Genomic DNA, 26,137 nt, shown 5'->3' with positions numbered 1-26,137 from the left:
AATCAATTTGAATTTAACGCATTAAAAACAAATTGATTAATCAATATTGATAAGCTGATTAGAAGCTTATTTTGTCGCTCCTTTTTGAGCTTGTAATAAATAATCCTAAATACGTTATTAATCCGTTTAGCACGATTAATTCGTTATCAAAAACATATCCTGCAAATAATAGTTTCGAATTTTCATTAATTAAATAAGTGAAAAATGGAGACAATAAACAGATTATTGGAACTAGTTTGTCGTGCACATTTCTAGATTTTTGGAACAAACCAAAAGCGTATAATCCTAATAATGGTCCGTAAGTGTAAGACGCTACTTTGAAGATCATTCCAACCACTGAACTGTCGTTGATTGTATTGAAAACAATTATCACAAAGAAAATTAATATAGAAAAACTAATATGGACTAAATGTCTGGTTCTAACCGTATTTTTTTTAGTGTTTTCCGCTTTATCCATTCCTAAAAAGTCAACGCAGAAAGAAGTTGTTAAAGCCGTTAAAGCTGAATCTGTAGTTGCAAAAGTTGCCGCAATAATTCCTAATAAGAATACAATTGCCGGAACAAGAGCTAAATGATTTAAAGCAATTTCAGGGAAAAGCAAATCGGTTCTTGGTTTTCCTGTCACCAAATCGGTTGGGATTGCGATTCCGTTTTTGTTTGCGTAGATGTATAAAAGTGCTCCAACACTCAAAAAGAAAATATTGATGATCACAAAAATCCCTGTAAAAGTGAACATGTTTTTTTGCGCTTCGCCAATGTTTTTACAGCTCAGGTTTTTTTGCATTAAATCCTGATCTAAACCTGTCATGGCAATGGTTACAAACATTCCTCCTAAAATTTGTTTTATGAAATGGAATTTACTTCCCATGAAATCATCAAAGAAAAAGATCTTAGAATAGTTGCTATTTTTTACTTCTTCAAATGCGCTGATGGCACTTAAATCCATTCGATCACAAATAAAATAAATGGTTAAGAAAACAGAAGTAACCAAGAAGAAAGTTTGTAAAGTATCCGTAATAATAATCGTTTTTAATCCGCCTCTGTAGGTGTAAGAGAAAATTAGCAATAGCGAAATCAAAACGGTAAAAGCAAACGGAATATGATAAAAATCGAATACAAAACGCTGTAAAACAATGACAACCAAATAAAGTCTAAATGCCGAGCTAATCGTTCTGCTAATCAGGAAAATAGAAGCCGCCGTTTTATAGCTGAAAATACCCATTCTGTGTTCGATATAACTATAAATTGAAGTCAGATTCATTCTATAGTACAATGGCAATAATAATTTTGTAATAACAATAAAACCCAATGCATTACCCAAAACAAACTGAAAATATTTAAATTGTTCTCCGCTGGCAGCGCCAACTTCTCCTGGAACCGAAATAAAAGTCACTCCAGAAAGTGCCGTTCCAATCATTCCGAAAGCAACTAAATACCATTTTGAATTTTTATTTGCGGTAAAAAAAGCTTCGTTTCCGCTGTCTTTCTTGCTCACTCGGTGCGAGATATAGAATAATGTTCCGAAATAAATTATAATTAATAGAAGAATGGTGCTTGGTGTCATTTTATAATTTGGTAGTTTTTTGGTTTTTTATAAATAATTCAGATCAAGATTTTTTAATTGACCTGACAAATTTTACTCTATCAGGCCAGTGTTAAAACTCCAAAAAATGAATTTATTCAGCTTTTGAATTTGTATAAATCTATAAAAGATTTTAATAGGGAGGTTTATATTTTTTGGTTTTTGCTGTGCGCCAATAAAACAGCTCTAACGCTCTTGTGTTTATGCAATAATTCTTCGGCTACATCATGTTCTATTTCAAGTTCTTCAACGATCATTTTAATGGCGCGTTTTACTAACTTTTCGTTAGACAATTGCATGTCAACCATTTTATTACCTTTTACTTTTCCAAGTTTGATCATTACCGAAGTAGAAATCATGTTCAAAGTAAGTTTTTGAGCCGTTCCTGCTTTCATTCTCGTACTTCCGGTTAAGAATTCTGGCCCGACAATTAATTCGATAGGATAATCGGCTTCTTGAGCAATAAGTCCGTTGCTGATGCAAGAAATACTTCCTGTTTTGATATTGTGTTCTTTCGCTTTTTTTAGCGCTCCTAAAACATAAGGAGTGTTTCCAGAAGCCGCAATTCCGATAATCATATCCAAACTAGAAATTTCAAATTTGGCTAAATCTTTCCAAGCTTGTTCTGTATCGTCTTCGGCATTTTCAACTGCTTTTCTAATCGCAGTGTCTCCACCTGCAATAATTCCGATAATCATATCATGAGGAACACCAAAAGTAGGAGGACATTCTGATGCGTCTAAAATCCCGATTCTTCCAGAAGTTCCTGCTCCGATATAAAATAATCGACCGCCCAATTGCATTTTTTTTACAATTGCTTTAACCAGTTTTTCTATTTTAGGAATCTGTTCTTCTATAATTTGCGGAACTTTTTTGTCTTCTGTATTGATGTTGGTAAGAAGTTCTTTCACGCTCATTTGATCCAAGTCTTTGTACAAAGATTCTTGTTCCGTTTCGGGATTTTTATTTTTCATTTTTCTTTTTTTTTTGATTTTGATTTTTCACGCAGATTTAAAAAGATTAAAGCAGATTAAAATGATTTTTTATTTGCTAAACTAAATTATTTAAACACATACAAGTACAATCTGTTAGTTGGAAAAATATATTTTTAATCGATCCATCTGCTTAGATTTAATCTGCGTGAAATACTTTTGCATTGAATTTTAAATAGATTTTAAAATTATGAAGCAAAGTCTAAACAGATTTATAAATCAGATATTTTGTTCGCATTGTTTTGAAAGTTTCAAGGTCTTTCTGCCATGTTTTTCTGATCTCACTTTCAGAAACGCCACTTTCAATTTGCTGTTGTAATTTTTTTGTTCCTGTGAGTTTGGTGAAAAAAGCATTGAAGAATTTCGTTTTATCGCTGGTGTTTTGATAAGCTTTGATAAGCCATTTCAATTCTAATTGTTTTAGTTTTGGATAAGCTGTTAAATCTTCACCAAAACATTCTTTTCCATTATATAAAGGATCTTTTGCACCAAAGTTAGGTTTTGGCGTAAAGCTGAAATTAGTTTTAGTTAAATAAGGAGAGCCATAAATTTGAAATTGTTTTTCGGTTCCGCGTCCCATGCTTACATTTGTTCCTTCAAAAAGGCATAAGCTGGCGTATAAATTTATCGATTGATCGTTGGGTAAGTTTGGAGAGGGTTTTACCAATAAACTATAAGGCATTGTTCTTTTATAATCCAAACAAGGAATTACAGTTAGTTTGCATTGAGTACCATCTTTCAGCCATTTTTCTCCATTTATCATTTGTGCATATTCACCAATTGTCATTCCGTGAAGGAGCGGAATCTGGTGCATGCCGACAAAACTTGTAAATTCTTTTTCTAAAAGAGGTCCGTCTACAATAGAACCATTAGGATTTGGTCGGTCAAAAACAATAAGCGGAATATTGTTTTCTGCACAAGCTTCCATTACATAATGCAAGGAAGAAATGTAAGTGTAGAATCTTGCACCAACATCTTGAAGGTCAAAAATCATGACGTCAAGACCAGATAACTGCGCTGGTTTTGGTTTTTTGTTATCGCCGTAAAGTGAAATAATAGGCAAACCGGTTTTAGGATCTTTACCATCAACGATATGTTCTCCTGCATCGGCTGTTCCTCTAAATCCGTGTTCTGGGGCAAAAATAGTCTGAACCGCAATTTTTTTCTCCAAAAGGAAATCAACCACATGAGTTTTGTTGGTTAAAATTCCAGTTTGGTTGGTTACTATTCCGACTTTTTTATCTTTTAAAAGCGGAAGGTATTTTTCGTAATTGTCGGCTCCGGTTTTTATTACAGCGTAATTGAAAGCTGCGGAATTATTGATTTCAATTGATCGATTTTCTGCCGAATAAGTTGGTGCACAGAATAGAAATGCTGCAACAAAAGTACTTTTTGCTATAAATTTTATCATTTTAAATACAGTTATTAGTTAAAGACAAAATGGACTAATAAAATTAAGATTTTATCCGAGTATATGAATGTTTAAGTGTAGATTGAGGAAATCTAAAAACTAAGTTTTGAAAGCCTGATTTTTTCAAGATGAAATTTTATTTGGTCTTTTTATCAGTCACTATGTGTTTAAAAAGAGTGTTTTTAAAATACTGCCTCTAAAATTTCTTATTTCAGAGGCAGTTGTATTAAAGATTGGTTTTCAGTTTTTAACGAATTACCAGCCTGGGTTTTGTTTTAATTCTACACCTTGAGCTTTGTACAAATCTATGTCGTTTGTTGGAACGTTCATTAAATAATGTTTAGGCTCGAAAGTTCTTGTGCTTGCAGGATATATTTTTACATATCCATTTCCGTCAACTACAGTTTGAGAACCTACTGGAGTGCCAATTCTAGCACCAAGATTTACGTCAGGGTTTTTATTAGTATCTAAATAATCTCCTTTTTTCCAACGATAGATATCAGCTTGTCTTAAAGTGGTCCAGCTCATAAATTCGATTTGACGCTCGCGACGAACTTCCCATATTAATGGATTAACAACACCAGAAAGTTGTTCTAATGAAGAGGTTCTTCTTGGGTCATTAATTTGAACTCCATTAGCAGAAGCATTTATTCCGTCTGTAGTCAAAGGAGCGATTCCTGCACGTGCACGAACTTTATTGATTGACAAATCTAGATCGCTGTTTGTTGCGTTTCCTAATTCAGCACAAGCTTCAGCATAATTCAAATACACTTCACTTAAAGTAAATAATGGAGCATCAGTATAGTTACGCCCTCCAGTAGTTACATCTGGACCTGTTGTAGCAGGGTTGTTGTACAATTCAAACACATATCCTGACATGGAAACTAAAGCTGCTGTACCAAAAGGTTTTCCTTTATAACCATAATTTGCCGGATTTACTGTTTTAGCAAAACGAGGATCTCTGTTTGCAAATGTTTTTGCAGCGGTGTCATCACCAGTAAATTGGCTGTTTCCTGCTTGCTGAATTGGCAATCCGTTTGTTGTTACATAACTGTCAGCAGCCCATTTTGTTAAACCATACTGAATCGTTGATGTATTCGTATAGTTTTGAAGAGAGTGCATCAATACGTTTGTTAAATAACGTTTTGCTAATATCACTTCTGAGTTTCCAAGTAATTCAACAGAATTGTAAAGTCCTTTCCAATCGGCATTTAATTTGTAGCTTGGATTGTTCATGATCATCAACGAAGACGCTTTTGCTTTGTTAAGGTAAACGCTTCCGTCCTGTCCTAAATGGTATTTTCTGAAAGTTCCTTCATAAAGGCAAGCATTACTTAAAGCAGCATAAGCTGTGTATTTGTTTGCGGTAGCATTTCTATCATCGTTTGGAAGCATTAAATCGGCTGCTTCTTGAAGTTCTGCAATTACTTTATCCATAATTTCAGCTCTTGGTTTTGCAGGAGCATAAACTTCTGCATCGCCTTGCGCTAAATATTTATCTGTATAAGGCACATCTCCAAATTTCTGCACTAAACGGAAATACGTATACGCTCTAAAAAACTTAGCAACTCCTATATAGTGGTTCTTTTTTTCAGTCGACATATTTACTGTCGGAATTTTTTCTAGCATCAAATTGCAACGGCGGATAAGCGTGTAATATTCATTCCAAGAATAAACATTCGTAGTTGCAGCAGTAACTGGCATTTGATAGAAAGTAAAAGCAGACAAGTTATCATCTACTCTATAATCGCTTCCATGATAGTAGAAAAAAGAAAGTCCGATTGTCGTTCCGTTTCCGTAACCATAAAAAGTGTCATAGTTAAGCCATGAAAAGGTTTTCACGTTGTCTTCTGACTGCCAAAAGTTATCGTTTGTAAATTTATCTGCAGGATCATCAGTAAGATAATCGGAACAGCTAACTGCGCTTCCTGCTAGTAAAGCAGTTGCAAACATTAGCAGAAATTTAGATTTTATATTGTATTTTTTCATTGTATAAGTTTTGAATAGTTAGAGATTAGAAAGCGATATCAACACCAACTGACCAAGTTTTAGTGTAAGGATAAGCTCTTCCCCAGAAAACTTCTGTTTCGTCAATTTCTGGATCTACAGGTAGACGTTTGTCTTTCCAAGTTGCAATATTTTCACCAGAAGTATATAATCTTACTTTTTCTAATCCTGCTTTTTTCACAAGATCTGCTGGTAAATTATATCCGATCGTAAAGTTTTTTAGGCGGAAATAAGACATGTCTAATAAATATCTTGTTGAAGTAACAAAGTTATTTTGTCCGTTTGTACCAGAACCAAATGTATTCGCTTCATTTCCATAATATGGATTTGGGAAATAAGCTCCTGTATTTTCTGGAGTCCAGTAATCTGCTTGGTTAGCGTACATTTGCTGAGGTGCACGATAGAAAGGCAAAACAGCATCAGAAGCAGCCCAGTAATCACGTTTTCCAACTCCTTGGAAGAAAGTCGAAATATCAAATCCGCGGAATTTTCCACCTAATGTAATACCATATCTGTAACGAGGTGTTGAGTTACCAATTTTTTTCAAATCTCCGTGATCATCAGCAGTTCCAGCTCCACGAGTAATTGCTCCGTCTCCGTCTACATCTACGTAGTGAACGTCTCCAGCTCCGTATTTAAAGTTACCGCCCATTGTTTTAGAGTAGTCAACGCCATTTACCGTTTTACCATTATTTGTAATTACGTCATCAGCTTGAAGAAGTCTATCACTCGTTAATCCCCAGATTTGACCAATTTCGAAACCATCATAGTAAGGTTTTGTATCTGTAGTAACTAAAGCTAACAATTTAGAAGAGTTATTCCATTTTGTAATAACTGATTTAGAATCAGATAAAGCAAGGTCAACAAAAACAGAAGCCGTTTCGCTTAAATTTTTATTAAAGTTTAAAGAAAGCTCCCAACCTTTAGTTCTCATGTTTCCTGAGTTAGTCTGTGCAGAAGTCTGACCGAATGAACCCGGAAGTGTTATACCAGGAGCAAGCATTCCTTTTGTATCACGTTGGTACCAGTCGAAAGAAGCACCAAGCATATCAAGTATTTTAATATCGATACCAACATCTTTAGTCATTACTTTTTCCCAAGTTAAGGCAGGATCTACGTTAGTTGGCAAGTTTGTAGAAGGAGGAATAGTAGCCCCACTATTAATCCAAGAAGGGTTTTTAGCTGTCATGATCGATAAGAAAGCATTGTTTCCAACGTTTTGGTTTCCGATAGATCCAATAGAACCACGCAATTTAAGGTCGTTTAACCAACCGCGAGTTCCTTCCATAAATTTCTCGTTAACAATTTTGTATCCTACAGAAGCAGAAGGGAAGAATCCCCATTGTTCGTTTGTTGGAAATCTTGAAGAACCATCATAACGAGCATTAAGTTCTACTAAATAAATTCCGTTATAATCATAGTTGATACGACCAAAGAAACCTGCAATTGAGTACTCAGTTACAGTTGGGTTTAAATCTGTATTTGTAGCTCCACCAACAAATTGCTCACCAACTGCAAGGTTAAATTCTGGTTTAGATTTGTCTAAAAGTGTATTTCTTCTTGCATAATTACGAGAGAAATTTTGCCACTCAGAGTTGAAACCAGCTAAGAATTTGAAATTATGCTTGTCAAATTGTTTTTTATAGTTACCATAAATATTCACAACATTTGTAGTCGACTCCGATTTTGATTGTCCAACAAAATCATTTCCTGTTTCAAGAGTTGCAGGAGTAGCAGTCTGAATTGTAGTAGCATCGTAAGGCATTGCAGACCAGCTGTCCCATGCTAAGAATTTACCACCATTCTGTTTTCTGTTGTAATATTCGTTTACACTACTTATTTCTGTAATAAGATTTAAATCTTTAGTAATATCTGCTGTAAATTTAGCACTTACCCTTGTGTTGCGTTTGTTATTTTCATTTCTAGAAGCATTGGATAAATATCCTCCAGCTGTACGGAAATTATATCCTCTGTAAGTTCCAAAATTCGGGAAATATTGCCCCCAACGAAGTGCATAACCAAAATAACCTCCATAACTTGTGTCATCAGTTCCAGAACCACCATAATAGTTAAACGGCTGATCATAAGAACTGTTGATTGTCATTACTTTAAAATCTCCAGTAAGCCAATCTGCTAATTTTGTTGTAAAACCTAAATTGATGTTGATTCTCTGTCTTTTTTCTTGGTTAACTCTCAACATACCGTCTTGGTTGGTAAGACCAAACGAAGCGAAGAATGAACTTTTATCTCCTAAATTTCCTTGTGCAGAAATGTTGTGAGTTGTTTGCAATGCATTGCTAGCATACAATTCTTTATTAGCATCCCAAACTCTGTAGAAGTAAGGTGTACCATTTTTTATTTCCCAATCTTCTCCATAAACCATCTCACGGCTAGTACGATTGTTTGCGTATTTCTCTTTCCAGTTTTTAATTCCGTCTAACAAAATGCTATAGTTCTGGCCAAAAATCTCTGGCGTAGCACCGTCAGTTCTTGTTCCGGCTGCAATTAATCCCGGAATTTCTTCTGTTGGATCTAAGAATTTAAGTGTAGAAATTGGGTTGGTAAAAGCAGTATTGGCAGAATAAGAAAATCTCACTTTTCCTTCGCCTGTTTTTCCTCCTTTTGTAGTAATAAGAACAACACCAAAAGCGGCACGAGCACCATAAATAGACGCAGAAGCTGCATCTTTAAGTACAGACATCGTTGCGATATCATTTGGATTGATTAATGATAAGTCTGTCGGAACACCATCGACTAATATTAAAGGATCGTCAGAACCATTAATTGTACCTGCTCCACGAATGTTGATTTTTGCAGCACGGTTGATATTTCCTGAATTGAAATTAATATTAACACCTGGCGTAGTACCTTGTAAAGCTCTACTAACATCAGTTAAAGGTCTGCTGCCGATTGTTTTAGCAACGTCAATATTGGCAACGGCACCTGTTAGATTTGCTTTTTTCTGAGAAGCAAAACCTACAACAACTACTTCGTCAAGTTTCGAAGTACTTTCTATAAGGCCAACATTTATTTTCTGCTGGCTTTCTACTTTAATTGATTGGGTTTCGTAGCCCATATAACTAAAGCTTAGAGTTCGTCCCTGCGCTGCAGAAATGCTGTAGTTTCCATCAAAGTCAGTTGTTGTGCCGTTATTTGTTCCTTGAATAACGACGCTGACTCCGGGAATTGGAATTCCGTCTGATTTGCTTTTTACTGTTCCAGTAACTGTTTTTGCTTGTCCAAATGCTGTTTGAATGCACAAAAACAACACTGAAATAAAGAGTAACTTTTTCATGATTAATCTGGTTTTTTATGGTTGTTGTTGAGCAAATATATTTAATTATTGCATATAAATGCGTTATTTTGAATTTATTTTCTAAAATAGTTTTGAATAACGCAAAAAAACGCAAGTTTTGCAGAAAAATATTTATCTGATTTGTTTTTAAAATTTAACTAATGCATGATTTTGCAGTTTTAAGGCTCTTTTCTGATATAGATTGAAATATTTGATATATTTGTCATGAACTTTAACTTTTTTAAAAAAGATGCTGAAAGCCGAAAGACATAAATACATAATGACTAAGCTTATTGAAGACCAAAAAGTTGTTACAACAGATTTAGCCTTGGCTCTCGATTTGTCAGAAGATACTATAAGAAGAGATTTGAACGAATTGGATAGTAAAAACCAGTTAGAGAAGGTGTATGGCGGAGCAGTTCAAGTTAAAGAAAAACCTGCAAATGTATTTGACATTGCGATAACTGCAGAAGAACAGAAAAAGCAAATCGTTTCAAAAGCACTGTCCTTACTTCATGACGATCAGGTTATTATAATGAGTGGTGGAAGCACAAATTTGGTTTTTGCAAAGCTAATTCCTGCCGATTTAAAGGCTACAATATATACTTATAGTCTGCCAATTGCTATGCAATTGTCTCAACACCCAAATATCGATCTAATATTTATTGGTGGTAAAATGCAGAAAAATGCAATGGTTACAATTGGTATGGATGTGATTCAGGTCGTGTCTAAAATTAAAGCGGATATTTGTTTTATCGGTGCCAGCAGCATTAATATAAAACAAGGATTGACTGAAGTTGGTTATGAAATATCGATAGTCAAAAAAGCAATGATAGAAGCTTCTGATAGAGTAGTTTCGATGTTTTCCTCTGATAAATTAAATACAAAAATGCCCCATGGCGTTTGTGATCTTACACAGCTGGATACGATTGTAACCGAATTAGATCCTGAGGATAATAGATTGGAAGAATATAAAAAATCTGGGGTTTTTATTTTATAATAAGAACTTTTTTTAAATTAAAATTGCATGTTGTTGCGTTTTTGTAATTTTATTGTGTTAAAAAACGCAAAATAATGTATTTATATGTTTTTTGTATCTATATTTGTTAAAACTAATTTGTATTAGCTAAATATATTTGTGAAAAACATTATTTCAGTTGCCTACTATTTTTTGGTGCATTTGAAGAAGTTCTAACGCTTCAGTTGATGTTTTAATATCTATACATTTCTAATAAGATATAAAATTGTATCGTTTTTGCCGACAAGTTTTTTTAAGCGAATGCAGAAATGGAACATTTATTAAAAAACCAAAAGCCACAGAACCAATTAAATGTCCGATTCTCTTCAACTACAAGAATTAGAAAATTCCTTAGAAGGAAAACTTTTTTATGATGAACTTCATAAAAAAATATATGCCACAGATGCCTCTGCTTATAGAATTATGCCGCTTGCTGTGGCGATTCCGAAATCAGAAAATGATATTGTAAATATTATTCGTTTTGCTTCAAAAAATAAAATTTCAATAACGCCTAGAACAGCAGGAACTTCTCTCGCTGGTCAAACCGTAGGAAGCGGAATCATTGTTGATGTTTCGAAACATTTCAATAAAATTATTGCTTTTGATCCAAAAAATAAAACCATAACAGTTCAGCCTGGAGTTATTCGCGACGAACTGAATTTATATTTAAAACCGCACGGCTTATTTTTTTCTCCAACAACATCAACAACCAATAGATGTATGATTGGCGGAATGGTTGGAAATAATTCGTCGGGAACAACTTCAATTCGTTACGGAGTTACCCGAGATAAAATTGTAGAAATAAAAGCAGTTTTAAGCGACGGAAGTCTCGCCGTTTTTAAAGATTTGACTTCTGAAGAATTCATTGAGAAGACAAAAGGTGATTCTTTAGAAAATAAAATCTACAAAACGATTTTCGAAGAACTTTCAAACAAAGAAAATCAAGAAGAAATCTTAAGAGAATTTCCGAAACCAGAAATTCACCGAAGAAATACAGGTTATGCGATTGATACTTTGTTGAAATCAGAACTTTTTTCGGGAACAGAAAATACCATCAATTTAGGGAAATTGCTTTGCGGAAGCGAAGGGACTTTGGCATTCACAACAGAAGTTACTTTAAAAGTAGACGATCTTCCACCGACAAATAACATTATGGTTGTGGCGCATTTTCACACCATTCAAGAAAGTTTGGAAGCTGTCGTAGTCGCAATGAAACATCATTTGTACACTTGCGAAATGATGGACGATACGATTTTAGATTGTACCAAAACCAATCGAGAACAAGCTAAAAATCGATTCTTCATTGTGGGCGAACCAAAAGCAGTTATTATGCTAGAAGTGGGTTCGCACATTAGTATGGAAGATGCCGAATTGCAAGCCGATACTTTAATTAAAGATCTTCAAATTAATGGCTTCGGATATGCATTGCCAAAAATTTATGGAGCTGATATTGATAAAGTAAACGAAGTTCGAAAAGCTGGTCTTGGACTTTTAGGAAGTATCGTAGGAGACGACAAAGCAGCCGATTCGATTGAAGACACAGCCGTAGAATTAAGCGATCTTCCGAATTATATCGCAGATTTTGCGGCGATGATGGAAAGCCACGGACAAAGTGCGATTTATTACGCACACGCCGGAGCAGGAGAGTTGCATTTGCGACCTAAAATCAATTTAAAAACAAAAGAAGGTTTACATCAGTTTAGAAATATATCTACCGAAGTCGCTCATTTAGTAAAAAAATATAGAGGTTCTTTAAGTGGAGAACATGGCGATGGAATTTTACGAGGAGAGTTTTTGCCTTTTATGATTGGCGATAAAAATTATGAATTGCTAAAAAGAATCAAAAACGCATTTGATCCTGATACGATTCTAAATGTTGGAAAAATCGTAAATGCTTCTAAAATGGATGAAAATCTTCGTTTTGAAGCAGGAAGAATTGAACCAGATATTAAAACGATTCAGGATTTTTCAGATAGTTTAGGAATTTTGCGTGCTGCCGAAAAGTGCAACGGATCTGGAGATTGCCGAAAAATGCCTTCTGCGGGCGGAACTTTATGTCCAAGTTATCGTGCGACCAGAAACGAAAAAGATACTACTCGCGCACGTGCCAACGCTTTACGCGAATATTTGACAAATTCAGAAAAAGAAAATAAATTCGATCACGAAGAATTATATAAAGTTTTCGAATTGTGTGTGAGTTGCAAAGCCTGCGCTAGCGAATGTCCGAGTAATGTGGATGTCGCGACTTTAAAAGCTGAATTTTTATATCAATATCAAAAGGCAAACGGTTTTTCTTTCCGAAATAAAATATTTGCTTTCAATTCAAAATTAAATGAACTGGGAAGTATTGCGCCGTCTGTTACCAATTGGGTTTCGAATCTTTCTTTCGTTAAAAAAAGAATGGGAATTGCATCTGAAAGACAAGTGCCGTCATTAGCTCCAAAAACGTTTAGAAAATGGTATCAAACCAATAAAAAACTTTACGAAACGAACTCTTTTGAAAACGGAAGCGTTTATCTTTTCTGTGATGAATTCACCAATTATTATGATGTTTCGGTCGGAATTGATGCTTTTGAGTTATTGACGAAATTAGGTTACAACGTAATTGTAATCGATCACGAAGAAAGTGGAAGAGCTTTTATTTCGAAAGGTTTTCTGGAAGAAGCGCAAGAAATTGCGAATAAAAACATTAATACATTTAAAAATATAGTTTCTGAAAATACGCCTTTAATCGGACTCGAACCTTCAGCAATTTTGACTTTCAGAGATGAATATCTTCGATTGGCTGGAGATAAAGAAAGTGCTCAAAAAGTAGCAGAAAATACTTTTACTATCGAAGAATTTTTCAAAAGAGAAATTTCAAACGGAAAAATTTACGCGGGACAATTTTCTGAAAAAGAGAAAAATATAAAGATTCATGGACATTGTCATCAAAAATCATTGAGTAGTGTTGAAGCTTCTTTTGCGATGCTGAATGTTCCTAAAAATAATATGGTTACAATTTATAATTCAGGTTGCTGCGGAATGGCGGGTTCATTTGGTTATGAAAAAGAACATTACGAAATCAGTATGAAAATGGGAGAAGATACTTTGTTCCCGAAAATCAGAGCAACAGAAGCGACAACAACGATTGCTGCAGCAGGAACAAGCTGTCGTCATCAGATTTTTGACGGAACAAGCAGAAAAGCTTTGCATCCCGTTACTGTTTTAAAAGATTGTTTGAAATAATTTTTTGTATTTTCCCTGTGCTTTTCAGAAATATTATTTTAAAAAAAACAGCAGTTATGAAAAAAACAATTTACACCTTTCTATTCGCCTTTCTAATTTTTACAGCAAGAGCAGCAAAGGTTGATACTTTACAGGTTTTTAGCGCTTCGATGCAGAAGAATATTAAAACTTGTGTCATGGTTCCAGACAATTATAAAAAGAGCAAAAAAGCATTTCCAGTAGTTTATCTGCTTCATGGTTACAGCGGAAATTACGCTTCTTGGGCCAAAGATTTTAAGGAATTAGGGAGACAGGTTGACGAATTCGGTTTTATAGTGGTTGGTGTAGACGGAAATTATTCAAGTTGGTATTTTGACAGTCCGATCGATCCGAGTTTTAAATATGAAACTTATGTTGTTAAAGAGTTAGTTCCTTTTATTGATAAAAATTACAAAACAATTGAAGATCGCACAGGAAGAGCCATTTCTGGTTTAAGTATGGGTGGACACGGTGCTTTGTATTTGTCTTTCAAACATCAAGATGTATTTGGAGCTGCAGGAAGTATGAGCGGTGGAGTAGATTTTCGCCCGTTTCCCGAAAATTGGGATATCAAAAAACGATTGGGAACAATTGCAGAACATCCAGAAAACTGGGATAAAAATACCGTTACCAACATGTTAGATTTGGTAAAAGACAATAAATTAAAACTGATTATTGATTGCGGAGTTGACGATTTTTTCATGACAGTAAACAGAGAACTTCATGCAAAAATGCTAACTCTAAAAATAAATCACGATTATATTGAACGTCCAGGAGAGCACAATCTCAAATACTGGGAAAACGCATTAAAATATCAACTTTTGTTTTTTCATGATTTCTTCAACGAAAGTGTAAAAACAAAATAATCGTAAAGTGTATTGCGAAACTACCGATAATTCACAATACATAAATTTTGGTTGGTTATCTCCTAACAGGTTTTTATAAAGCCTGTTAGGTAATTTTTTTTCGCCACGAATTGCACAAATTTCCACGAATTAAATCTGTTGGATCTGCGAAATCTGCGAGAGAAAAAATAACCACAATCAAAAAAAACTTAGCGAACATTGCGTAAACCTTTGCGCTCTTTGCGGTTAAAACTTACTTTACAAACTTACCCAAAATAATAATTATGAAAAGCGTAAAAATTATGATTTTGGTATTGCTGATACAGACCAAAATTTTCAGTCAGCAATCTCCAAAAAGAGAAATGCGAGCAGCTTGGATTTCTACTGTAGAAAATATCGACTGGCCGTCTAAACCAGGATTGTCAGATAAAGAAATGAAAAACGAAATGATTGCCATTTTGGATAATCTTCGTTCGTATAATCTAAATACTGTAATTTTTCAAATTCGTCCAACTGCCGATGCTTTTTATAAATCGACAAAAGAACCCGCTTCACATTGGATAACAGGCACTCAAGGCGTTGCGCCAGGTTTTGATCCGTTGCAGATGATGATTGATGAAGCAGGAAAACGCGGAATGAACGTACACGTTTGGCTGAATCCGTATCGTGTGCAGAAAGATACAGTTCGCGATGTGCTTTCAAAAAATCACTTATATTTTAAAAGACCAGACCTTTTCCTGACTTACGGAAAAACGAGATATTTTAATCCAGGTTTGCAAGAAACCAGAAATTTTGTTGCTTCTGTTGTGGGCGAAATTGTTCGTAAATACGATATTCAAGCCGTTCATATGGATGATTATTTTTATCCGTATAAAATTGCAGGACAAGAATTTCCAGATGATAAAGCTTTCGCTAAAGAACCACGCCAGTTTAAAGACAAAGACGATTGGCGAAGAGACAATGTCGATTTAATCATCAAACAAATCAGAGATACTATTATTGCCAATAAACCAGAAGTTGAATTCGGAATTTCGCCTTTTGGAGTTTGGAGAAATATTGCGAAAGATTCTCAAGGTTCTAATACAGTCGCCGGAGCTACAAACTACGATGATTTGTATGCGAATATTTTAAAATGGCAAAAAGAAAACTGGATTGATTATGTAACGCCTCAAATTTACTGGCACATCGGTTTTGACAAAGCAAATTTTGAAGTTCTGGCAAAATGGTGGGCAGAACACAAATATGGAGCAAATGTTTATATTGGTCATGGCGATTATAAAATTTCGACTTCGGCGAAAGAACCAGAGTGGAGAAGTCCTGACCAGATTGTAAAACAGATTGAAATGATTCGTAAACTGCCTCAAATTGAGGGTTCAATGCATTTTACCGCTTCAACTTTTCTAAAAAAAGGTGATACTTTGAGACAGCCTTTAATTCAAAAAGAATACAAATACATCGCTTTAACTCCTGAGGCAAATAGAATTACGAGATTAAAACCAGAAGTGCCAACAAATGCAGTAATTGCTAAAAAAGGTAATAATGCAGTTTTAACTTGGAAAGCCTCATTTAACGACAAGAAATATGTGATTTACAGATTTCCAAAAGGAAGAATAACCGATTTCTCAAATCCTGAAAACATTTATTATGTGACAACAGCTCTAAAACTAGAAGTTCCAAATGCCGATTTGGAAAACTATGTTTATGCACTCACCGCTTTGAGTCAGACTCAGACAGAAAGCAGTCCGATAGAATTTTCAGTAAAATAAAAATATAAAGAAATGAGAAAAAGTATTCTTCTAATTGCAATATTTCTAAGTTCGATACCTTTTGTACAAGCACAAAAATTAGATATTATTCCGAAACCTGTTTCAGTGCAGCAAAGCGCTGGACAGTTGGTTTTGACTTCGCCATTAAAAGTTATTGTAGATAAAAAACTAAAAAATAGTGCCGACTATATTTCTGCAAGTATTTCAAAAAATACCGGAATTAATCCGATTGTTTCGATTGGGAAAAAACATGGAAAAAATAACATTTCATTTTTAGTTGATAAGAAATTAGATCTTCCAAATGAAGCGTATCAATTAGAAATAAATGAAAAAGGAATTTTCGTAAAAGGAAAAACATCCAACGGAGTTTTAAACGGATTTCAGACTTTAGTCCAAATTTGTTCGGCAAAAGAAGTAAAAAAAGGAACAGTTCCGTTTGTGAAAATTGAAGATTATCCTCGTTTTGATTGGCGCGGAATGATGCTGGATTGTTCAAGACAATTCTTCGATAAACAAACTGTAAAAAATTATATCGATTGGTTGGCAGCCCATAAAATGAATGTTTTTCATTGGCATTTAACTGACGATAATGGTTGGAGAATCGAAATAAAATCGTTGCCAGATTTAACTTTAAAAGGCGCTTGGAGAGGTCCAGGCGAAGTTCTATTGCCTTCTTACGGTTCAGGAGACAAACGTTACGGAGGTTTTTATACGCAAGAAGATATAAAAGAAGTCGTTGCTTATGCTGCTGATCGCGGAATCTCAGTCATGCCAGAAATTGAAATTCCGGGCCATTCGCGTGCTGTAACTGCTTCGTATCCAGAAGTAGGTTGCGCTATAACGCAGGAATTGAAAAGTGTTCAAGGCGAAGTAAAAAATGTTTGGTGTGTGGGGCGTGAAGAGAATTATGAGCTTCTAGATAATATAATTAAAGAAGTTTCTGGATTATTTCCTTTCGAATATATTCATGTAGCAGGAGATGAAGTCAATCGTGCGAATTGGGAACATTGTCCAAAATGTCAAGCTTTGATGGCAAAAGAAGGTTTTACAGACAGTTTTCAGCTTCAGAATTATTTCTTTAAAAGAGTTCAAAAAATTGTAGACAAATACCATAAAAAAACAGACGGTTGGAATGAAATTCTAAAAGGCGGAGAAATAGATCCAAACACGCTAATTTCTGCTTGGCAAGGAATTAGTTACGGAATCGAATCGGCTAAAAAAGGATACAAAACCATCATGATGCCAGGGCAGTTTACCTATTACGATATGGCACAATCTGAAACAGAACGCGGTCATCGTTGGGCAGCGATTACCGATACAAAACGTGCGTATTCATTCGAACCAATTCCAGATGCTGAGTTAACGGCAGAAGAACAAAAAAATATTATAGGCGTTCAAGGCGCTTTGTGGAGCGAATATTTGGATCGTCCGGCAAGAATTATGGAATATCAAAGTTATCCGAGAATTAGTGCTTTGTCCGAAATCGGCTGGTCTAAAAAAGAAGATAAAAATTGGGATGATTTTTACGGAAGATTAACCAACAGCCATTTGCAAAGATTGGCCGATATGGGAATTGCATTTAGAGATTTTCCTCCAACAGCAATTTACAAAAACGGAACGATTACCGTAACTCCACCTTATGAAAACGCTATTGTTCGTTACGACAAAGATGGAAATGAGCCAACGAGACAATCGCCTTTATATACGAAACCAATTCAGACGAAAGATTACGAGCATTATCTATTTAGAGTTTTCTTTAATGAAACTTCGGCAAGTCCAGTGGCGAAAGTGGAGAAATTGCCTGTTGCAAACTGGAATACTTCGAAAGTAGTAGTTTTAACGATTTCAGAAAATATTTCAGAATACGTTGATAAAAAAGGGATTTGGTATTTGACTTTTAATCCGAGTGATGATGGTGCAAACGGAACAATAAAAAATGTTTCTCTTTTTGAAAATGATAAATTAGTACAGACGTATTCAGATGAAAAATGGCTGAAATCGAAACCTCGCTTGAGATTTGTGATTGATAATTACAACGAAAAAAACACGTACAGATTAGATTTTACGGTTGAAAATAAAGAAGAGAAAAAGTCTGCGGCAAATGTAAAATTCAATTGTTCGCCATATCAAGAACCAGAATTGAAAGTGACTTCTTCTATGGCAGAGAATCCGAAGTTTCCAATTGCGAATTTGCAAGATTATAACGAAGAAACCTATTTGCGTACCGATGTGGCGTGCAAAGATGGAGATTGGATTTTGTATACCTTTACTAATCCTGTAACTTCTTCTAAAATAGATGTTTTAACTGGAATTCCTCATCACCCGAGATTTATCATAAATAACGGTTTTGTCGAGTTTTCATACAATGGAATTGATTTTATAAAAGGCGATAATTTTGATTATGGAAATGCATCCATTTATCCAAAACAACCTGTAAAAGCTGTTCGAATTAAAATTACAGGAACGAATAATGAGCCTTTGATGGCAGGACAAGATTTAAAAATTAATCCGTAGAATTTATGAAGAATATATCGATCAAGCTTTTAATTCTCTGCCTGATTTCTTTAGGAATAAATGGTTATTCTCAGAAAAAATCAAATGAATCTTTTAATGTTAACCGAAATGAAGCCTACATCGATTCGATGATGACCAATGCGCTTAAAAAAGGTTTTTTTCCAGGAGCGCAAGTTATTGTTGGGACAGGAGATTTTAATTTGATTTCTAAAAACTACGGTTATCATGATTACACCAAAAAGCAACTGGTAAAATCAGAAGATGTTTTTGATTTGGCTTCAATGTCTAAAGTTTTAGGAGCGACATTAGTAACCATGCGTTTGGTTGGAGATGGAAAACTAAAACTGACAGACCAAGTAGGTGAAATTGTTCCGATGTACAAAAATACAGCGATTTCCGATTTAACGCTTTTTGAACTGCTAACGCATACTTCTGGATTAACGCCAAGTATTACTTTTTATCAAGCATTGCTTTCTACACCAGATAAATCGCCTTTGCTGAGCAATCAAAAATCAGAACAATATGTTGAGCCGTTTGATGTTATGTATGTCAACAAAAATATTGTTTACGATTCAAAATACCTTTCTTTTCAACCAAAAGAAAATTGGGTTCAGATTTATAAAAACATGTGGCTGAATCCAGAATTTTATCCATCAGTTTATGATCGAATTGCAAAAGCGAATACCAATCCGAGAGGAAAATATTTGTACAGCGATTTGAATCTTCTTTTGGTAAAGCAAATGATCGAAACTAAAACAAGAAAAAAACTAGGTCAATCTACAAATGAAATTTATACCGAATTAGGCATTTCAAAAATTGGATATAATCCGCTAAAATGGACTTCGATCGATAATGTGATGCCAACAGAAGTAGATAATCTTTTTAGAAAAGATACAATTAAAGGTTATGTCCACGACGAAGCAGCAGCGATTTTTGGAGGAGTTTCTGGAAATGCAGGTTTATTTGCCAACGCAGAATCCATTGCTGTTATCTGCAAAATGCTCATGAATAATGGAACTTATAAAGGGAAACAAATTCTAAAAGCCAATGTTGTAAAAGAGTTTACGGATTCTCCTTTAGCGAAAAGTGGCATTTATCGCGGTTTAGGTTTTGATAAAAGAAAACCAGACGAGTTTTTCTCCAAAGACGATTTCGGACATACGGGTTTTACAGGAACTTTTTTCTTTATGAATAGAAAGACAAACCGATTTTTAATTATTCTAACAAATCGCGTAAATCCAACCAGAGCCAACAGATTAATGTATAAAGATGATTTTAGTGCTAAAATCTGGAAGCAAATTAATAAGTATTAAAAGATTTTTTTCGCCACGAATTCACGAATTATTACAGATTAATTAGTGTAATTCAGCGCGTCGATTTCCATATAGATTTGAAAAAATAATCCGTGAATTCGTGGCAGAAAAAATAAAGCTAAATATTTGGTTTATAAGTAATATCTTTCAGGTTTGCTTTCATTTTATTTAATTTCACTTCAAATAGAATAGAAAACCATCCGGACTACTTATAATTATCAAACTGGTATACTTTGTTGGTACGGTAAGAGTCTACTTTTGCCAAAAAAATAGTAAACCAAAATGAAAAAAATCTATTTTGCTGTTTTTACAGTAATTTGTACCAATTTTTACGCACAGACAAAGAAAGATTCCATAAACCAAATGGATGAAGTTGTTATTAGTGAAGGTCGTTTTAATACGCCGATTTCTAAACAAAACAGAAATGTTTATGTTATTTCGAGCGAAACAATAAAAAAACTTCCAGGAAGAACACTGCAAGAAGTTTTGCAATATGCTAACGGAGTAGATATTAGACAAAGAGGACCTTTTGGAACTCAAGCCGACATCAGTGTTGACGGAGGAAGTTTTGAACAGACTGTTGTTTTATTAAACGGAGCAAAAGTTATCGATTCGCAAACTGCTCATAATATGTTGAATCTTCCTCTTCCGGTTGAAGCGATAGAAAGAATTGAAGTTGTTCGTGGTCCGGCTGCGAGAATTTACGGAATCAACAGTTTAACGGGAGCGATCAATATCATTACCAAAAAGCCAACCGATTCTGGATTTTTAGTGAGCACTTATGCAGGTTCAAATTTTGAAAAAGATACGCAAGATACAGGAGATACTTTTTACGGAACAGGAATTCAGGCTGGAGCTGTTTTAGGAAAAGAAAAACAACAGCATTTAATCTTTGCTTCGCACGATAAAAGCAACGGTTACCGTTACAATACGGCATTCGAAAACAATAAAATTTTCTACCAAGGAAATGTTCAGATTAATGATAAAAACGAAATTTTAGGTTCTGCAGGTTACATCAACAACGGATTTGGAGCAAACGGATTCTACGCTGCGCCAACTGACAGAAATGCTACAGAAATTGTTCAGACTACATTTGCTAACATTCAGTCCAATCATCAAATTACAGATAGTTGGAAAATTATGCCGAGAGTGACTTACAGATACAATTACGACGATTACCGTTATTTAGGAAATTCAAATTTAGCAGTGGGAAGAAGTCAGCATTATACGAATTCTATTGCGGGTGAATTGAACTCTACGGTTAAATTATCTAAAGGAGAAATTGGTTTTGGAGCTGAATTCAGAAATGAAAATATTCACTCTTCAAACATTGGAGATCACGATCGCGAAAATGTTGGTCTTTATGCCGAATATAGAACAAGTTTTACGGAAAAATTAGATGTAAATATCGGAACATACTTAAACTACAATTCAGATTATAAATGGCAAATTTATCCTGGAATTGATGCAAGTTATGAGATTACAGATTCATTTAAAATCATTGGAAATGTGGGGACAAGCCAAAGAATCCCATCGTTTACCGATTTATATTTGAAACAAACTGGAAATATCGGAAATGCAGATTTAGATTCAGAAAATGCTTTTCAGAGCGAGATTGGATTTAAATACAACAAAAGAGCGTTGAGTTTTAATGCGAATTATTTCTACAGAAAAATTGATAATTATATCGATTGGATGCGTAACCTTACGACGCAACCGTGGCAAAGTCAAAACACTGGAGATTTGAACACAAATGGAATCAATTTACGCGGAACTTACAGATTTGATTTCTCTAAAGATTCGAGATTGAACATTCTTTTAGGATACACGTATTTAGATTCTGAATTCAAAACAGCGCGTACAGAAACGTATTCTAAATATTCGATTTCTTCTTTAAAACATCAAATTACCAATACGATAGATTATCAGTTTAAAAATCTATCTGTAATGTTTGCAACTCGTTTTAACGAAAGAATTACAGGACCTTCGTATTGGGTAAATGACTTTAGAGTAAGTCAGACGATTAATAAATTCACCATTTTCTTAGATGGACAAAATATTTTCAATGCAACGTATTATGAAGTAGGAGCAGTGCCACTACCTTCAAGATGGTTTACATTGGGAGTGAAATTAGTTACTTTTTAATTACTTGATTTAGGAAATTAGATTCATGTAAAAAAGCCTGTAAATGTTACGTTTACAGGCTTTTTTTTATTAACGGTTATTGTTCTTTAACCAAAGATTGACATCATCAAACATCTGTCTATTTACGGTGTGACCTTCTTCATAAGAATGAAAATCAGGATTTAAGTTTTTGGTTTTCAGAAAATCAGTAGCATCGATGGCGTATTGATAATTTAAAACTGCATCTTGTTTTCCGTGCGAAATGAAGATTTTTAGTTTTTCAAGACGCTTTTCATCTGCCATAAAAGGTTTTATTTCAGGTAGAAGTCTTCCGCTCATTACGGCAATTCCTCTTACTTTTTCTGGAGCTGTAAGCGCAACGCTGTAACTCATAATTCCGCCTTGGCTAAATCCCATTAAATAAACTTCATCAGAATTAAAGTTGATTTCAGACTTTAAATCAGTAATAAAATCAATTAGCATCAATCTTGAGTTTTCTGCTTGTTCTGCATTGATCTGAGGTTTTCCCGTAGAAAAATCAACTTGAAACCAAGCGAAACTATTTGGTCCAAAAGTTAGCGGTCCTCGAGCAGAAACGACCACAAAATTATCTGGCAATTCGGGAGCAAACGAAAAAAGATTTTGTTCGTTTCCGCCAACGCCATGTAGCAAAATCACCAATGGAGGATTTGCCGTTTTTATTTTAGGTTCTCTAATTAAATAATGCAGTTTAGTTTTTTCTTTAGTCGAATTCATAATCGTAAAACTCAAAATTGAAATTGTGATAAGAATTGCAAATGCAATCCAAAAAGGCTTTTTTAAACTCATGCTTTGTCTATTTTTACAGACATCATGTTGAGTGATCCAGCCACCAATTCGTCATTAAAAATAGTTGCTTTTTCGTCTTTTTCCTGAAGCGATAAAATGTACAATAACGGCATATAGTGTTCTGGAGTTGGAACTGCCAATTCAAATTCTCTTCCTTGTTTATCAAAATGGATTAGTGAATTGTGATCTTTATCCAAAATCATGGTTTTCATTTTTTCATTCGCAATATGCGCCCATTCAAAAGCATAACCCGGAACCATCATTTTGTCCCAAGCGGCAAGGCGTAAATTGTGAACGGTATTCCCACTTCCAACAATAAGAACACCTTTTCGGCGTAAAGCAGCCAATTCTTTTCCTAATTCGTAATGGTAAGAAGCAGGCTGAGAATAATCTATACTCATTTCGATAATCGGAATATCAGCATTTGGGTAAAGAAATTTGATAACTGTCCAACATCCGTGATCCAATCCCCAACTATTATCTAAACCAACCGAAGTGGAAGTAATTAGTTTTTGTGTTTCTAAAGCCAATTCTGGACTTCCTGGCGCAGGATATTGCACATCAAAAAGTGCTTGCGGAAAACCTCCAAAATCGTGAATTGTAGGTGGTTTTTGCATTGCGGTTACAAAAGTTCCTTTGGTTTCCCAGTGCGCCGAAATACAAAGTATCGCTCTAGGTTTTGGAAGTGTTTTTGCCACTTGCTGAAAACCTTGAGTAAAATTATTATCTGCCAATGCATTCATCGGATTTCCGTGTCCTAGAAAAAGAACTGGCATTCGTTCTGTAGGTCCAAAAGTGTCTACAGCGGTTTTAAGTGAGCTGAGTTTCATTGCTGCAGCTCCGATAGGTAAAATTGCCATGGTTTTTAGAAAATCTTTACGATTCATTTTTTATGATTAATTGCTTAAAAAGTATCTTTAATTTGAGATACAAAATTGCAATTAAATATAAAGAAAGGGGTAACGATTTTCGGAAGAAAGGTTGTGTTTTTAAGAAAGAAGCTTTTTCATTTCTTCTCTAAATTCGGTTGGAGTCATTCCAGCTTTACGTTTGAAAGCGTGTGTAAAATAGGTTTTTTCATTAAATCCGAGTTCGTAACCTATTTCTGCAATGTTTTTATCTGTGGTCATTAATAAGTTTTTGGCTTCGGTCAATTTTCGGGTTTCAATAATTTCGGAAACACTTTGCTGTAAAATATTCTGGCAGATATTATTTAGATTTCGCGAAGTCATAAAGAGTTTTTCTGCATAGAAATTAACGTCTTTTGATTCTTTATAATATTCTTCTAATAATCTGAGAAAGTTTTTAAAAGTTGAACTCTGAATTTTTTTCGATTCATCGTTATCCAAATTTAACTTTCGTCTTTCCGATTCGATAATCGTAAAAAGTGCGCTCAATAATTGTTTTATAACCGCAAGATCTGGAGCTTCTTGCTCATATTCATCAAAAATAATTTTACAGATCGTATCTAGTTTTTCAAAACATTGATTGCTTTGCAGGCTGATATTGGCCTTATCGTGAAAAGAGGCGTAAAGACTGAAAGTAGTTTCGGCAATAAATTCGCTTTTAAATCGTAAAACCCACATATCGCAATCGCCGTCTTTGATGAGCGGTTTTGCTCGATGAATTTTTCCCTGAGTGACAAAACTAATAAAAGGCGCATCTATCAATTTGGACTGAAAATCTATAAAATGTTCCAGCTGGCCTTTATTTCCAATTATAAGTTCTTCAAAATCATGCGCATGAGGTTCGTTTACCGATTGCATAATTTTTTCAGATTCGGATGCCGTAATCTTAAACATTTTGAAAATCTCAGTCATAATTGGTCTTTAGAGAAATCTAAAGGTAATTATTATTCTTGAAGATTGAAAAGCAATAAAAGTAAGCAATGACAAAGAATCATATAAATTTTCTTCAAAATGATATAACAAAACTTGGCTTAATTTGTTGAATTTTACGAATCTATGAAAACGAAGTAATAATCATACTTTCAGTTCCTGCGGTTTCTGTTAGTATAAAAAAGTTAGAAAATGGATACAAGAAATCAACAAAATGATTTATTTCAAGATGGAATTGATCGTACGCAAGAATCAAATTGGGATCCTATTTTGGGTTATCAAATGTATTTTCCGAATGATGAAAATAAGGATGAACATCTTAATGAAAGAAACAATTCTATTCAAAAACCAAACACAGGAGATTGGGGAGATGATGCCGATTATGAAGAATTGAGGCACAAAAGTAATTTCCGTAATGATATTGCTGAAAATGATGCAACCAAAATAGATTAAAGATTAAAAAGAGCGGTAATTTTCCGCTCTTTTTATTTTATAAAAAAAAGAATATGGATTAGCGATTTCTTTTAAATAAAAAACACCTGCACAGAAACGGTACAGGTGTTTTCAAATTAAAAAAATGAAAAAGTGTGGGGTATTTTTTAAATGATTTGAAGATGAGGTCTAACCTGCATGCTTACAATATCGCAACGTTTGGGCTGGCATAAGCAGAATAAAACACTCATAGCGATGTCTTCAGCTTCGAGCATTTCCATTTCTTTTATTTTTTCTTTTTGAATTTCCTTTGAATCTGGCTGCATATCACTTATAACAGCACCAGGCTCTACATGTGAAACTTTAATTCCCAACGGATTAATTTCTTTACGAAGTGCTGTGCTGAAACCCCTTATCGCAGTTTTCGTTGCTACATAAATAACACCAGTTTTTTCTTTTACCTCTGCACTCATTGAACCAATGTTTACAATATGTCCAGATTTCTGTTCTTTCATTCTGTTGACGGCTTCTTTCGCGAAAGCGATGTATCCTAAAATATTAGTTTCCAAAATATATTTCCAGTCGTCATACTCGCCTTCGATAATGCCTCCAGCAGGTAAAGCAGCGTTATTGATTAAAATATCTATTCCGCCTAGAACCTTGTCGGCTCTTTCCCAAATTCTGGTAATATCTTCTTTTTTGGTGATGTCTGCCGTTTCGCCAAGATTTCTCCTTTAGATGATTTTGTTTTAATGTCATCCATGGCGCTGTAAAAGTCATTTTCATCCCTTCCAAAAATAAGCACCCGACCGCCAAGAGAAACCAGCAAATCTGCAATTGCCTTACCAATTCCTGTTGTGCCGCCTGTGATTACAATTCGTTTGTGGCAGATATTATCGCTAAAGTAATTTGACAAGATTTCCATA

Annotated in this window: 18 protein-coding genes; 8 read left to right on the top strand and 10 right to left on the bottom strand. The window is 34.6% G+C overall.

Annotation, left to right across the window (positions count from 1 at the left end):
- Positions 1 to 58: 58 nt before the first annotated feature.
- The 5 genes from QLQ96_RS22340 to QLQ96_RS22320 all read right to left on the bottom strand — a co-directional run bounded on the left by QLQ96_RS22340 (position 59) and on the right by QLQ96_RS22320 (position 9,287).
- Entirely contained in the window at positions 59 to 1,564 is a 1,506-nt protein-coding gene (locus QLQ96_RS22340; protein ID WP_482493324.1) for a sodium:solute symporter, read from the bottom strand.
- 164 nt (positions 1,565 to 1,728) lie between these two features.
- Entirely contained in the window at positions 1,729 to 2,556 is an 828-nt protein-coding gene (gene murQ / locus QLQ96_RS22335; RefSeq protein ID WP_482493323.1) for an N-acetylmuramic acid 6-phosphate etherase, read from the bottom strand.
- 220 nt (positions 2,557 to 2,776) lie between these two features.
- Entirely contained in the window at positions 2,777 to 3,985 is a 1,209-nt protein-coding gene (locus QLQ96_RS22330; protein ID WP_482493322.1) for an exo-beta-N-acetylmuramidase NamZ family protein, read from the bottom strand.
- 255 nt (positions 3,986 to 4,240) lie between these two features.
- Entirely contained in the window at positions 4,241 to 5,974 is a 1,734-nt protein-coding gene (locus QLQ96_RS22325) for a RagB/SusD family nutrient uptake outer membrane protein (protein ID WP_482493321.1), read from the bottom strand.
- A 25-nt stretch (positions 5,975 to 5,999) separates the two neighbouring features.
- A complete protein-coding gene (locus tag QLQ96_RS22320) occupies positions 6,000 to 9,287 on the bottom strand; it encodes a SusC/RagA family TonB-linked outer membrane protein (RefSeq protein ID WP_482493320.1) in 3,288 nt (1,095 codons plus the stop codon).
- Positions 9,288 to 9,537: 250 nt separating this feature from the next.
- Here QLQ96_RS22320 and QLQ96_RS22315 point away from each other — a divergent pair, with 250 nt between their 5' ends.
- From QLQ96_RS22315 to QLQ96_RS22285, 7 genes are all read left to right on the top strand, one after another.
- Entirely contained in the window at positions 9,538 to 10,287 is a 750-nt protein-coding gene (locus tag QLQ96_RS22315; protein ID WP_482493319.1) for a DeoR/GlpR family DNA-binding transcription regulator, read from the top strand.
- A 330-nt stretch (positions 10,288 to 10,617) separates the two neighbouring features.
- Positions 10,618 to 13,533: an FAD-binding and (Fe-S)-binding domain-containing protein gene (locus QLQ96_RS22310; protein ID WP_482493318.1), complete on the top strand. Its 2,916-nt coding sequence runs from the start codon at positions 10,618 to 10,620 to the stop codon at positions 13,531 to 13,533.
- Between the two features lie 56 nt (positions 13,534 to 13,589).
- Positions 13,590 to 14,417: an alpha/beta hydrolase gene (locus QLQ96_RS22305; protein WP_482493317.1), complete on the top strand. Its 828-nt coding sequence runs from the start codon at positions 13,590 to 13,592 to the stop codon at positions 14,415 to 14,417.
- Positions 14,418 to 14,680: 263 nt separating this feature from the next.
- A complete protein-coding gene (locus QLQ96_RS22300; RefSeq protein WP_482493316.1) occupies positions 14,681 to 16,162 on the top strand; it encodes a glycoside hydrolase family 10-like protein in 1,482 nt (493 codons plus the stop codon).
- 12 nt (positions 16,163 to 16,174) lie between these two features.
- Positions 16,175 to 18,676: a beta-N-acetylhexosaminidase gene (locus QLQ96_RS22295; protein WP_482493315.1), complete on the top strand. Its 2,502-nt coding sequence runs from the start codon at positions 16,175 to 16,177 to the stop codon at positions 18,674 to 18,676.
- 5 nt (positions 18,677 to 18,681) lie between these two features.
- Complete coding sequence (locus QLQ96_RS22290; RefSeq protein WP_482493314.1) at positions 18,682 to 19,989, top strand: serine hydrolase domain-containing protein; 1,308 nt, start codon at positions 18,682 to 18,684, stop codon at positions 19,987 to 19,989.
- A gap of 282 nt (positions 19,990 to 20,271) precedes the next feature.
- On the top strand, positions 20,272 to 22,134 hold the full coding sequence (locus QLQ96_RS22285; RefSeq protein WP_482493313.1) for a TonB-dependent receptor plug domain-containing protein: 1,863 nt from the start codon (positions 20,272 to 20,274) through the stop codon (positions 22,132 to 22,134).
- A 69-nt stretch (positions 22,135 to 22,203) separates the two neighbouring features.
- Here QLQ96_RS22285 and QLQ96_RS22280 read toward each other — a convergent pair whose 3' ends face one another.
- The 3 genes from QLQ96_RS22280 to QLQ96_RS22270 form a co-directional block, all read right to left on the bottom strand.
- A complete protein-coding gene (locus QLQ96_RS22280; protein WP_482493312.1) occupies positions 22,204 to 22,941 on the bottom strand; it encodes an alpha/beta hydrolase in 738 nt (245 codons plus the stop codon).
- On the bottom strand, positions 22,938 to 23,771 hold the full coding sequence (gene ygiD / locus QLQ96_RS22275) for a 4,5-DOPA-extradiol-dioxygenase (protein WP_482496997.1): 834 nt from the start codon (positions 23,769 to 23,771) through the stop codon (positions 22,938 to 22,940). Before ygiD ends, QLQ96_RS22280 begins: the two co-directional genes overlap by 4 nt.
- A 159-nt stretch (positions 23,772 to 23,930) precedes the next feature.
- A complete protein-coding gene (locus QLQ96_RS22270; RefSeq protein WP_482493311.1) occupies positions 23,931 to 24,761 on the bottom strand; it encodes a helix-turn-helix domain-containing protein in 831 nt (276 codons plus the stop codon).
- Positions 24,762 to 24,971: 210 nt separating this feature from the next.
- Here QLQ96_RS22270 and QLQ96_RS22265 point away from each other — a divergent pair, with 210 nt between their 5' ends.
- On the top strand, positions 24,972 to 25,232 hold the full coding sequence (locus QLQ96_RS22265) for a hypothetical protein (protein WP_482493310.1): 261 nt from the start codon (positions 24,972 to 24,974) through the stop codon (positions 25,230 to 25,232).
- 146 nt (positions 25,233 to 25,378) lie between these two features.
- Here the strand turns inward: QLQ96_RS22265 and QLQ96_RS22260 are convergent, their stop codons facing one another.
- Both QLQ96_RS22260 and QLQ96_RS22255 read right to left on the bottom strand, forming a co-directional pair.
- Positions 25,379 to 25,891, bottom strand: coding sequence for an SDR family oxidoreductase (locus QLQ96_RS22260; RefSeq protein WP_482496995.1), 513 nt, complete (start codon positions 25,889 to 25,891; stop codon positions 25,379 to 25,381).
- On the bottom strand, positions 25,864 to 26,136 hold the full coding sequence (locus tag QLQ96_RS22255; RefSeq protein WP_482493309.1) for an SDR family NAD(P)-dependent oxidoreductase: 273 nt from the start codon (positions 26,134 to 26,136) through the stop codon (positions 25,864 to 25,866). Before QLQ96_RS22255 ends, QLQ96_RS22260 begins: the two co-directional genes overlap by 28 nt.
- Position 26,137 lies beyond the last annotated feature (1 nt).

The sequence above is a fragment of the Flavobacterium sp. B167r genome (genome assembly GCF_056824315.1).
The sequence above is the reverse complement of the archived record's forward strand: the minus strand, read 5'-3'. Positions and strand labels throughout refer to the sequence as shown.